Genomic DNA, 12,616 nt, shown 5'->3' with positions numbered 1-12,616 from the left:
ACCGATGCAGCAAAATCAGGTTGTTTTTAGCCGCATAGTTGTTTGTGCCATATAACGGCAGCAGAACTTACCCGTAATAACAACAAACGACAGGGGTATAAGATGCAAAAACGTAACAGCGGTATTTTTTCCTTCAGCATTTTAGCTACGGCACTGCTGCTCAGTGCCTGTAACGACGGCAATAACTCACCACCGGCGGCGGTGGCCTACCCACCGGCATCGGCAGCTCCGCCAGTACCGCTGCCGCCGGAACAGGGAGGCCCGACATTTACTAATGTTGGTGTGCACGACCCGTCAGTCATTAAAGTAGCCGACACCTACTATGTGTTTGGCTCGCATCTGGCAGCGGCAAAGTCGACTGATCTGATGCATTGGCAACAAGTCGCCGATGGCGTAAACAGCAATAACCCACTATTTGATGATGTGCTGACTGAGCTACAGGAAACCTTCGCCTGGGCGCAAACCGATACGCTATGGGCTACCGATGTGATCCAGTTGGCCGATGGCAAGTTCTATATGTATTACAACGCCTGTAAGGGCGACTCACCCCGTTCGGCTCTGGGGGTGGCGGTGGCCGATAATATAGAGGGGCCTTATGTTAATAAGCAGATTTTGCTTAAATCCGGCATGTGGGACGAAATTAGTGAAGACGGCACGATTTATAATGCGCAAATTCATCCAAATGTAGTTGACCCTCAAGCTTTTTTTGATAAAAACGGCAAGTTATGGCTGGTGTACGGCTCTTATTCCGGTGGCCTGTTTATGCTGGAAATGGACCCGGCGACCGGCTTAACGCTACCAGGGCAGGGCTACGGTAAGCACCTGATGGGCGGCAACCACAGCCGGATTGAAGGCGCTTATGTGCTGTACAGCCCGGATAGTGATTATTACTACCTGTTCAGCTCTTTTGGCGGCCTGGATGCCAGCGGCGCTTACAATATGCGGGTGGCCCGCGCCAGTGCGCCGGATGGCCCTTATCTGGATGCGCTGGGTAACGATATGGCGGCGGTAAAGTCGGATCCGGCGCTGCCACTGTTTGATGATGCTTCTATCGCGCCTTTTGGCCAGAAAATTATGGGTAACCATTTGTTTGTCCGCAGTAGCGATGAGCCGGGCACGGGGGCGGGTAGCGGCTATGTATCGCCGGGGCATAATTCAGCCTATTTTGACGCGGCCAGCGGCCAGTACTTTTTGCTGTTTCATACCCGCTTTCCGGGGCTGGGTGAGCAGCATCAGCTGAGGGTGCACCAGTTTTTTATTAATAAAGACGGCTGGCCGGTGGTGGCGCCGCATCGCTATGCACCGCTGAGTAGCGCATCAACTGAACTGAACGCGACCATTAGCGAAGATGAGGTCGCTGGCCAGTATAAATTTATTAATCATGGTAAAGATATCTCGGCCAGTATTAAAAACTCGCAGCTGATCACTCTGAGCGCGGATGGCTCGGTAAGCAGTGCAGCGAGTGGCAGCGATAGTATCAGTGGTAGCTGGCATTTTGGCACAGAGCAGCAGATCACGCTAAACCTCGGTGATGACGGCCTGTACGAAGGCGTATTATCACGCCAGTGGCATGAAACCCCGGCACAGTTTGTCGTGACCTTTAGCGCTCAGTCGACACAGGGTGTGTCGGTATGGGGCAGTAAACTGCCGTAGTAAGCAAAAGCCAGTCCGGCAACCGGACTGGCTTTTTTTCAGCTGAGTAATATTAATCAATCTGCATTAAACGCACTTCATAAATACCGCCAGCGATGGAACCCGGATTTGCAACAAATTTCAGTTCTATACTATCGCCCGTGTTTAACAGTCGGGCTGGGATCGGGTAATCGACATGGTAAAAATTATCGCCCTGCTCACCCGTCAGGCCGACATTAGCCAGTAGCTGGTTATTCAGCAAAATTTGGAAATGCCGGTTGCTGTCAGCACCAAAATACGTCAGTCGTAGTTTCAGCGCATCTTGCCCGCTGGTATTTAAGCGGTAACTAAACCAGCCGGCAGCATGGCGCCAGTGCCGGCCCTGGTGCACCCCGGCTGCGGTTTTTTCGCCGGCAAACTGATGGTCAGCTTCCGGTTGTTGCTCGCCGGGGCGGATCATATCGATGGTTTTAGCTGCCAGCTGGCTGTCAAGTTGGCTTTGCTGGCGCAATAAATTTTTTTGTTGCTGCCACTGGCCGGCATTACTGTGCGGGAAATACAGCGTGTAGCGGCTGTCATGCAGCCGGAAGAATGGTATCAGCTCTAACGGGCCCTCAACACCGGCCAGCACTGCTTCGCCGCTGGTAAAGGTCAGCGCCTTGCCGGCAACCGGTTTAATATGGCGGACAAAATCCGCGTTATCACTGATAAAGGTCGGCGTTTGATCAACCGGGCATTGCTCGCCACTGGCGATATGGCCCATGCGGCTGCTGTCGGCAATAAAACTAAGCTTGTCCTGCCATTGGCTGCGCGCGGCCAGCACAATAGGGCCATGCAAAATAGCATAGTGCTTGCTGTTATCCGGCAGTTGCTCCAGCGTGGTTTGCATCGGCAGGGTAATCGCCAGCTTATCGCCTTTACGCCACTGGCGCTGCAGGCTTAAATAGCCTGGTGTAGTTGACGTAAATTCCACGGCTTTGCCGTTTAGTGTCAGTTGCACCTTACCGGCGACCCACTGCGGATTACGGATATTCAGGCCAAATTTACCGCCTTGTTCTATCGTGATCAGGCTGCTGTCTTGATCCGGAAATTCGGTAGTCTGACGAATTTTTACGGCCTGCTGTTGCCAGTTCAGGCTGGAATCGACAAACAAATTCACATACAGCTGATCGCCTTTATGGGCATAAATCATTTCGCCGTATTTGGCGTGGTTTTCAATGCCGGAGCCAACGCAGCACCACATGGTGTGCTCTGGCGACGAATAGACGCGGTAGTGATTGGGCCGCATGGGCGTAAAATACACCAGGCCGCCATGCTCCGGGTGCTGCGACGATAAAATATGGTTGTATAGTGCCCGCTCGTAGTAGGCCATATAGCGCGGTTCTGGCGTGCGCTGATATAGCAGCTTGGTTAGCTTTAACATATTGTAGGTGTTGCAGGTTTCCGGCCCCTCTACATCAGTTAGCATGCTGCTGAAATCGTCTGACGGGTGAAAATGCTCGCGCACGCTGTTGCCACCTATGGCGACACTGCGTTTATTCACTACTTGTTGCCAGAAAAAATCGGCGGCCTGGTACCAGCTGTCGTTGTTCGTTTGGCTGGCAAGCTGCGCCATGCCAATAATTTTCGGGATCTGGGTATTGGCGTGCAGGCCGTCCAGTACGTCTTGTTGTTGCAACAGCGGTTGCATAATACGCAGTTCAGAAAAACGAAACGCCAGTTGCAGGTATTTGTCGTCACCGCTAAGTTCGGCCACTTTGGCCAGAATATCGTTCATGCCGCCATATTCGGTGATCAGCATTTGCTGCAGTTGCTGATCGCTTAGTTGGCTGGTTAATTTAAGCGCCCAGTCGCTCAGTTGCAGCAGCATCTGCTTAGCCTGCTGATTACCGGCGTAAACATAAGCATCATGCAAACCGGCGAAGGTTTTATGCAGGTTATACCAGGGCACCCATTGCTTGTTTAACACAAATAAATCAGCGTCTATCTGGCCCTGGCTGATTTGCTGCCAGCTGGCTTTGCCACCTGGAATACCGCCCAGGTAGCCATCGCCGTTTTTTTGCTGGTAACTGTGCAGCTCGTTAATCATATAATTCAGCCGCTCGAGCAGTTGCGGCTCGCCGCTGGCGCTGTACATCAACGCCAGGGCGCTAAGGTAGTGGCCGCCGATATGGCCATCCAGGCCAGAGCTTTCCCAGTTCGGGTAAGGATCGGCCAGTGGCGGCAGGCCTGCTTCGCGCCGGTAGGGGGCCAGCAGGCGGTCCGGGTTCATCGCCATCAGGTAGCCGATGTTAGTTTGCTGCGCCTGATAAAAGGGCCCGCTGTGCAGCCGTACCTGATTAAGCGCAAAAGTGTCTATAGCGGCACTGACCGGCAGTACCAGCAGTAACATACACAGGCTAAGCAAAGCTTTCATCTTGCTTCCTCACTCAGGGTTAAACTTCACGCCTCTGACGCTTTGCCAAATAGCGGCATGCCGTTGTCATTCCAGCGTATGGCTTTAACATAAGTATGGCGGTTTGGGTCCCATAACGGGTCGCCAACAATTTCGGTATAGGTGCGGGCGTGGTATACCAGCATATCGTGCCGGCCATCTTCTGATACGGTAAAGCTGTTATGGCCCGGGCCATAAACACCATGTTCAAAGCAGCTTTGAAATACCGGCTGTGGTGATTTATGCCAACTGGCGGGGTTTAACAGGTCGGCATTTTCATCGGCCCATAACAGGCCAATACAGTAGTTTTCATTGGTGGCACTGGCTGAGTAAGTTAAAAAGATTTTACCGTTACGCTTGAGCACTGCCGGGCCTTCATTAACCCAAAAACCGCGCGTTTCCCACTCCAGCTCAGGTTTGCTTAGCATAACCGGCGCACCGCTTAATTTATCCGGCGTGTCCATCGTGGCAATATATAAATTGCTGTTGCCTTCGATGGCGTTATCCTTTTGTGCCCAGACATAGTACAGCTGGTCATGGTGGCTAAAAGTGGTGGCATCCAGGCAAAAGGTGTCGATGCCGCTGTCGAGCTGGCCGACAAACTGCCATTGGCCACCAACCGGATTGGCGTCAGTGCAGCGCAGTACATACATCCGGTGCTGGAACAGCTTATTTTTGATTTCGCGGCTGGGCGCCGCGGCAAAATAAATATACCAGGCACCCTGATTAAAATGGATCTCCGGTGCCCAGATCAGCTCAGAGTAAGGGCCGCTGTCGGGCTTATGCCATACCGCTACCGCCGGGGCGCTGGCCAGCTCATTTATTGTTCTGGCGCGGCGTAATTCAATTAAGTCATAAGCCGGCACCGAGGCGGTAAAATAGTAAAAGCCGTCACTGTGTTTATAAATGCACGGATCGGCGCGCTGTTCAATTAATGGCTGCTGTAATCTCACAGTAAACTCCTCAGATAGTAGTGGGCTTAACGACACTGGTTTTCCCGACCAGCTGTTGGTAATAGTTATCGGTAATGCGATAGCGAAACATCAGCAAGCCCATCAGCAGATGAAACACGCCCGGAATAACCGACAGCATTAAGGCAATGCCGGTCAGTGCCAGCGCACTTTGCGGTTGATCCGGCACATAGTCAAAACCGGCCAGCAGGCTGCCAACCATAAAACCAGCGATGCCCATACCGGCTTTCTGGCAAAAAGAGATACCACCAAAAGCCAGGCCGGACACGCGCTGGCCGGTTTTATCTGCGCCGTAATCAACGGCCTCGGGAATAGCCGACCAGAATACCGGGGCATGCAAATCGACGACAAATGACAGCAGAAAATACAACACAAATGCCAGCATCACATCACCGGGGTTAACCAGTACATATAGCAGCACACTTAATATCGCCACTAAAATCTGGCTGTAGCGGAACAGTTTTACTTTGCAGTAATGCTTGGTGATCCAGGTTGACGCCACCATGGCTAATATGGCTGCAGCGACGCCGGTGGATAAAAATGCTGACAGCATAGCGGCGTCACCACCAAGATAATATTTGGCGTAGTAAGCGGCGACAGAGCCACGCACCACATAGCCGATAGTGCCGGTAACGCACACCGCGCACAGCACCAGCCATTGATCATTTTTCAGCAGGTATTTTAGCTGCTGCAAAAACGGCAGCGTTTCTACGGTGTGCTGGATACGTTCGGTAGTGGTGAAAAAACAGAATAAAAACAGCAGCGTTGCCATTAATGCCATCACTCCCATCGCCGACTGATAGCCGCCGGCCAGGTTTTCTCCGCCCCAGTGCTTTGCCAGAATAGGCACAATAATAGTCACCAGAAAAGCCGCAATTTTGGCAAAAAATAACCGGTAGCCGTTGGCGGATAAGCGCTCTTTCGGGTTATCTGTTAGTACGCCAATAATAGAGATATACGGAATGGTCACCGCAGTAAAAATGACCGTGACCAGAATATAGGTAGCATAGGCCCACACCAGTTTACTGTTGTAATCCCAGTCGGGGGTACTGAAAGTAAGATATACCGCAATACCAAAGGGTACCGCTAAAAACAAGAAGTAGGGCCGGTAGCGGCCCCAGCGGGTAGTAAAACGGTCGGTAATTATGCCCATTAGCGGATCGGTAACGGCATCAACCAGCCGCACCACTAAAAACAGCACCGCTAAGTCGGCTGGCTTTAAGCCAAAAATATCGGTGTAGAAAAACGTGATAATCAGCATCATAGATGACATCACCACGTTGACCGCCATATCGCCGGCACCAAAGCCGACTTTCTCCAGTACGGAAAGTTTGTGAGTTTGCATAAAGTTCCCTGTCGTTCCCGGTACTATGCGGCAGGTTCAAGCCTGTGATTATTCCTGCGTAGCACCGGTTTTTTATATTTTTTATTCGCAAAACTGCCACAGTTTGGCTGGTTGAGTTTTGCACTGTCGAATAATATATGATAAATAGTAATACAATACTACTAAAATGAAAGCAGATATCTACCCCTAGAGAGGGTGGGGTCTGCAGCCTTAAGGAGGCGTAGATGTTAAACGGGGTAACGACAACAAAATGGCTGGCTGGCATGGGCAGGGTTTCAGCGCTGGCCTTGTTATTAACCGGGCAAACCGCCTGCGCAGATGAACAACACACACTGCCACAACTCAGTATCCATGATCCGGTGATGGCACAGCAAGATGGCCGCTTCTATTTATTCAGTACCGGGCCGGGTATTACCTATTATCACTCCGACGATATGCTGCAGTGGCAACTGGCCGGCCGCGTATTTGCTGATGAACCACAGTGGGCTAAGCAGGTGGCGCCAAGCTTTGATGGCCATATCTGGGCGCCGGATATTTATCAGCACAACGGTAAGTTTTATTTGTATTACTCAGTGTCGGCCTTTGGCAAAAACACCTCGGCCATTGGTGTTACTGTTAATAATACGCTGGATAAAAGCAGCCCGGATTACCAGTGGCAGGATAAAGGCATAGTGCTGCAATCAGTGCCGCAGCGCGATTTATGGAACGCGATAGATCCGAATATTATTGCCGATGATAACGGCGATATCTGGATGAGCTTTGGTTCATTCTGGAGCGGCTTAAAGCTGGTAAAACTGGCAGATGACTTAGTATCGCTGGCACAGCCGCAGCAGTGGCATACCATTGCCAAAGCACAGCGCCCGGCCTTTATTGATGACGCCGAGCCTGGCCCGGGCGAGCTGGAAGCGCCTTTTATCTTTAAACAGCATGGTTATTACTATCTGTTTGTCTCGTACGGTAAATGCTGCCGTGGTGCCGACAGTACCTATCATCTGGTTGTTGGTCGCGCAAAAAATGTTACCGGCCCCTATCTGGATAAAGACGGTAAGTCGCTAAATGAGGGCGGCGGCACTGTGCTACTTAAAGGCAACCGCGACTGGCCCGGCCTGGGCCATAACAGTGCCTACACCTTCAATGGTAAAGACTATCTGGTGTTTCATGCCTATGAAGCGGCCGACAATGGCTTACAAAAACTAAAAATAGCCGAAATGAGCTGGGATGACGCCAAATGGCCACTGCTGAGTGACAGCGTGCTGAATGACTATCGCAGCGTATTACTGCCAGCAGAGCAAAAATAGCGCGGATAAAGCGACAAACAAAAAACGGGGATAGAAGATGCATAATATTAAACCAATACTTAAGCCGGCGTTACTGGCCAGCGCCATAGTGCTGTCACTAAGTGGCTGCCAGCAATCGCTTAATCAGACAGCGGATGCCAGCAATAGCATGGTCAGTGATGCCTATGAAGGCCAGAGCTTTACCAACCCACTGTATAACAATGGCGCCGATCCCTGGCTGGAATATTTTGACGGCAATTATTACCTGACCACCACCACCTGGACCTCGCAGTTAGTGATGCGCAAAGCACCCACGCTGGCCGCGCTGGCAGAGGCAACGCCGGTTTACCTTTGGTCTGAAACCGATCCGGCCCGCTGTTGTAACTTCTGGGCTTATGAGTTTCACCGGCTTAAAGGGCCGGATGGTTATCGCTGGTACATGATGTTTACCTCTGGCAAGCAGGAAAACCTCGATGGCCAGCATTTGTCGGTACTGGAAAGCGCCGGTGATGATCCTATGGGGCCTTATCAGTTTAAAGGCTCACCGATGCCGGATAGCTGGAATATTGACGGTAATTATCTGCAGCACAACGGCAAATTATATCTGTTATGGTCAGAATGGCAGGGCGATGAGCAACTGAACTGGATTGCCGAAATGGTTAACCCCTGGACCATTACCGGGCCCAGAGTAGTGCTGTCCAGGCCAGAGCTGCCGTGGGAAATATCCGGCCGTAAAGTGAATGAAGGCGCAGAAGTGTTAAAACGTAACGGTCGCACCTTTGTGGTGTATTCAGCCAGCTTTTGCGATACGCCGGATTACAAACTGGGTTTGCTGGAACTGACCGGCGACGACCCGTTGAATCCTGCAGACTGGAAAAAATACGATAAACCGGTATTTGAACGCGCTAATGGCGTTTATGGCCCTGGCCATAACGGCTTTTTTAAATCGCCGGACAATAAAGAAGACTGGCTGGTTTACCATGGTAACAATAAAGAAACCGATGGCTGCAGTGCGACCCGCTCGTTACGGGCACAGCCGTTTAGCTGGCATGATGACGGCACACCAAATTTTGGCCAGCCGGTACCAGAAGGCCAGGTAATGGCTGCACCGTCCGGTGAAAACGGCCCGATAACGGCAGTGCCGCAAGGGGCTGACTGGTTACTGCGTAATGGCCAGGGCCAATGCCTGAGCGTGGTGGATGGTGCACCGGCGGCTGTTAATTGCTCTGCACAGAGCGCCTTAAAAGTAGACCCGACCATAGGCGAATATTACCGGCTGGTGACACAGCAGGGCCAGTATATCGGCCTTGGGCTTGATGGTGCGGCTGAAGCCGGGCCATGGCGCAATAAAGTGCGCCAGCAGTGGCGTTTTGCGGCAACGGATTCAGCTGCCTGGCAATTAATCAATAAAGCCGGTGATACGGCGTTGCAAATACCAGGTTGTAACGCCGAGCAAGGGTGCAGCGACTGGCAATTACTGCCGGCCGGTAAGGTGGCTATCAGCAGCAGCCAAAGTGGTAAGGTGTTATCAGTTGCCGCCGGGCAGCCTGCTGGCGCGGTAAAAGTGAGCCAGACAGGCTGGCAAAACCGGCCCGATCAGCACTGGAAGTTTAGCCAGACAGAGCAGGGTACTTTGCAGTTGCGAAATGGCAGTGGCAATAATCTATGCCTGGCGGTACAGGCTGAATCTCTGGCGGCTGGTGCGCCGGTGGTGATGGCCGCCTGCGATGCCAAAGCCAGCCACTGGTTATTGCAACCCAATGCGTACGGCAGTATGCGGTTAGTGTCGGCGCATAGCAAAGCGGTGTTGGAAGTACCGGCCTGTGCGCTGGCCGATGATAGCGAACTGAAACAAGCGCCGCTGGCCGCAGACAGTTTCTGCCAGCGCTTTCATATTCGCGCCATTAACTGACGATTAGCCCAGCAGCAGAGCCTGCGTTGTTTCTGCTGCTACTGTATAAACGATTACAGGTGATAAACATGACATCTTTACCTATATCTGACGCTTCGGCAGTGGCTGCATCTGAGGCACAGTGCCCACCAGCAGAGCCAGACGCTGAACTGGAGAAGCAGGCTGAGCTGGGGTATAACTGAACAATACCCGGAAGTTACTCTGCAGAAATTAAAAAGCCCCTGAAGTCAGGGGCTTTTGCGTTATCGCTTTGTACTGTTAAAGGCTGTAACGGAACCCCAGCGCAAAGGTTCTGCTAAACAGCGAAGAACCAAAGTTATGCGTTGACGGATACTCATAGTAACTTTGGAAAATTTCGTTAGTCAGGTTAGTGGCATCAAACGTTACCATCAGGTTGTCGGTAACGTTGTAACTTAACTGAAAATCTAGGCTTTTTTCCGGGTTACGGTATATACCCAGCGGGTTGGCAAACTGCGCTGCTTCATAGTTATTCAGGAAGTCTTCGCGCCAGACATACGATAACCGCATATCGAAGCGTTCTTTCTCATAAGCCAATACCACGCTGTAAGATGAATCCGATACGCCGAATAATGGTGTGGTATCGGTGCCAACTACCGTACCTTCGCTGTTGGTGATCGGAATATCCTGCGACGAATCCAGTATGGTGTAACTGGCCTGCACGCCAATACCGTCCAGTAAATCCGGTAAGCCTTTCGGGAAGTACACCACGCCTAGTTCATAGCCATCCAGTTTACCGTTTGAAGCATTATCCGGCTGGTTCAGGATATAAGGGTATTCGCCCTCGCCATCATCGTGGATTACCCGGCGGCGAAAATCGACCACAAAGCCTTCTATCTCGCGCTTAAAGGCTGTGGCATACAGGGTGCTGCCTTCGGCAAAATACCATTCCAGCGACAAATCAAAGTTTTTCGATTCAGTCGGTTCAAGTTCAGGGTTACCGCCGGTTGCTGTGCCATAACCAATATTGGTGACATCGCGCACATAGTTGATGGTTGGGTTTAGCTGGGCAAAGCCCGGGCGACGCAGCGTTTCACCATAGCTGAAGCGCGCCAGTAAATCGTCGGTCAGGTTATAGCGCAGCATCAGGCTGGGCAGCACCTTGCTGGCGCCGGTTGACGCTGCATTGCCAGCAAACGCCATGTCGGTGTCAACATCTACATAGCGCAAGCCAAACTGGCCATCGAACAAACGCCCGCCAAGTTCAGTTTCGAAATCTGCCTGCGCATACAGTGCGGTGGTTGTTTCGGTAACTTCGAAAGTTTGCGCTAATATGCGCTGATCACCCACAGCCAGGCTCGAGCCGGTTTCAGTGTTGTAAATAGTGCGGAACATATCGGCATTGTCGCGAATGTAATAACCATTGGCAGATAACCACGAGGTAGGCACATCCGATTCGCCATCAAAGAAGCCATTATTTACGTTAAGCAATCCTTCATAGCTGGCCAACTGACAGGCGGCAGTGCCTGAGTTACACAAGCCGGTATCTTGCAGCAGCTGAGCTTCGGAGGCTTTGCGTTTGTCATAACGGCCACCAAAGCTGATATTGGTAATAATACTCTTATTCAGCATGTAGTCGGCATCTAAGGTAAAGGTTAGTGCATCACCACCACGGCTATAGGCCTGATCATAAAGCTGGGCCATGGCCCATTGGTCCGGGGCGGTTAAATCTGTCGCAGGGCCAAAACTAAATGATGGAATACCGTTGCCACTATTAAAATCAACACTAATGCTGTCTGCTACCCGCTCAGTACGCATAGCAAAAAAGCTTTCGTCGTACTGGGTGTCCTGATACACCACTTCAGAGCGCAATTGCAGGTTGTCACCAATCAGCCATTTTCCGCCCAGCGCATACACATAGCTGTCTGTTTTACCGGTACTTAAGTCACCGCTGGTAAACATGTAAGGTGCGCCAACAGTGCGGGATTTAATAATATTAGTGCCTTCGAACAGGCTAATGTCCGGATTGTCGCCTAAGTTGCCCCACCAATCGACAAACGAAAACAACAACGAGTTATAAGATTCGTTGCGAAAGCCGTTATAAAACGCTTCAAAGATGTACTCAGAGGTATCGTTCGGCGCAAACTGAAAAGCCACGTTTACTGCCGGGCGTTCGCGTTTACCGGTCAGATCGCTGGCAAACACAGCATCGCGCGACAGTAAATATTCGGTAGGTACGCCATTCACATCAAAGGTAGAGCCAGGTGCAAAGGGTAAACCAGCTTCTAAGCCCGGTTGCCAAATTGGGTTTTCCGAGGCCCGGCCATCGGTGCTGCGGATAATTTCGTAAGGTGCAAAGCCTGCCGGTGGATTATTGGTGGCAAACGGCATCATAGCGCCGGCAGTAACGCTTTGATCGCGATAATGCGTTTCCGCATAAGACAGGTTAATCAGCGCGCCAAAGCGGCTATTGCCAATATCCCAGTTATTGCTGAATAAAGCGCTGATATTCGGGTCAGTTTTATCGGCTTGATCTGAGTGAATACCGCGCCCGGCTACCACCAGCTTGCTGGTGTCAAAATCAAACGGGCGCTGGGTATGAATATCAATCTGGCCGGCAATACCGGTTTCTATCAGGCTGGCTGAACGGGTTTTATACACATCTACCCGGTTTAGCAAGCTGGCGGGAATATCTGCCAGTGCCACTGAGCGGCCTGAAGCAGTAAAAATATTGCGGCCGTTTACGGTGGTGGTCACGTCATTTAAGCCGCGGATAGATACGGTACTAACTTCACCGGCACCGCGGTCTGTTACCTGTACCCCAGATAAACGTTGCAGGGCTTCCACCACGTTATTGTCTGGAAATTTGCCGATATCTTCCGAGATAATTGAATCGACGATTTGCATATTTTCCCGCTTCAGATCAACTGAACGGGCCAGGCTACCACGAATGCCTTTTACCAGAATAACTTCAACCTCATCTGGCGATACTGTGGTGTCGTCACTGCTTTGCTGAGCGTATAACGGATGGGCAGACAATGTTATCGCCATGGCGACAGCACTGCTTAAAACCGAAGGTTTAAACAT

The 12,616-nt window shown here is 51.4% G+C and carries 7 protein-coding genes; 3 read left to right on the top strand and 4 right to left on the bottom strand.

The annotated features are described in order from the left end of the window. Window positions 1–102 precede the first annotated feature (102 nt). On the top strand, window positions 103–1,653 hold the full coding sequence (locus AR688_RS10030; protein ID WP_082694734.1) for a glycoside hydrolase family 43 protein: 1,551 nt from the start codon (window positions 103–105) through the stop codon (window positions 1,651–1,653). A 52-nt stretch (window positions 1,654–1,705) separates the two neighbouring features. Here the strand turns inward: AR688_RS10030 and AR688_RS10025 are convergent, their stop codons facing one another. From AR688_RS10025 to AR688_RS10015, 3 genes are read right to left on the bottom strand one after another with little or no spacing between them, the layout of a single operon-like run. Beyond that, window positions 1,706–4,048, bottom strand: coding sequence for a glycoside hydrolase family 127 protein (locus AR688_RS10025; protein ID WP_068232800.1), 2,343 nt, complete (start codon window positions 4,046–4,048; stop codon window positions 1,706–1,708). A gap of 26 nt (window positions 4,049–4,074) precedes the next feature. Then, on the bottom strand, window positions 4,075–5,019 hold the full coding sequence (locus AR688_RS10020) for a glycoside hydrolase family 43 protein (RefSeq protein ID WP_068232797.1): 945 nt from the start codon (window positions 5,017–5,019) through the stop codon (window positions 4,075–4,077). A gap of 10 nt (window positions 5,020–5,029) precedes the next feature. Then, entirely contained in the window at window positions 5,030–6,382 is a 1,353-nt protein-coding gene (locus tag AR688_RS10015; RefSeq protein WP_068232795.1) for an MFS transporter, read from the bottom strand. A gap of 224 nt (window positions 6,383–6,606) precedes the next feature. Between AR688_RS10015 and AR688_RS10010 the strand changes: the two genes are divergently transcribed. Together AR688_RS10010 and AR688_RS10005 are read left to right on the top strand one after the other, a co-directional pair. Further along, window positions 6,607–7,680, top strand: a complete 1,074-nt coding sequence (locus tag AR688_RS10010; RefSeq protein ID WP_197412196.1) for an arabinan endo-1,5-alpha-L-arabinosidase — start codon at window positions 6,607–6,609, stop codon at window positions 7,678–7,680. Between the two features lie 37 nt (window positions 7,681–7,717). After that, complete coding sequence (locus AR688_RS10005; RefSeq protein ID WP_068232793.1) at window positions 7,718–9,571, top strand: family 43 glycosylhydrolase; 1,854 nt, start codon at window positions 7,718–7,720, stop codon at window positions 9,569–9,571. A gap of 258 nt (window positions 9,572–9,829) precedes the next feature. Here AR688_RS10005 and AR688_RS10000 read toward each other — a convergent pair whose 3' ends face one another. Then, window positions 9,830–12,616, bottom strand: coding sequence for a TonB-dependent receptor (locus AR688_RS10000; RefSeq protein ID WP_068232792.1), 2,787 nt, complete (start codon window positions 12,614–12,616; stop codon window positions 9,830–9,832).

It is taken from the genome of Rheinheimera sp. EpRS3, from assembly GCF_001513785.1.
Taxonomy (GTDB): Bacteria; Pseudomonadota; Gammaproteobacteria; order Enterobacterales; family Alteromonadaceae; genus Alishewanella.
This window is presented reverse-complemented; position numbering and strand designations above follow the sequence as displayed.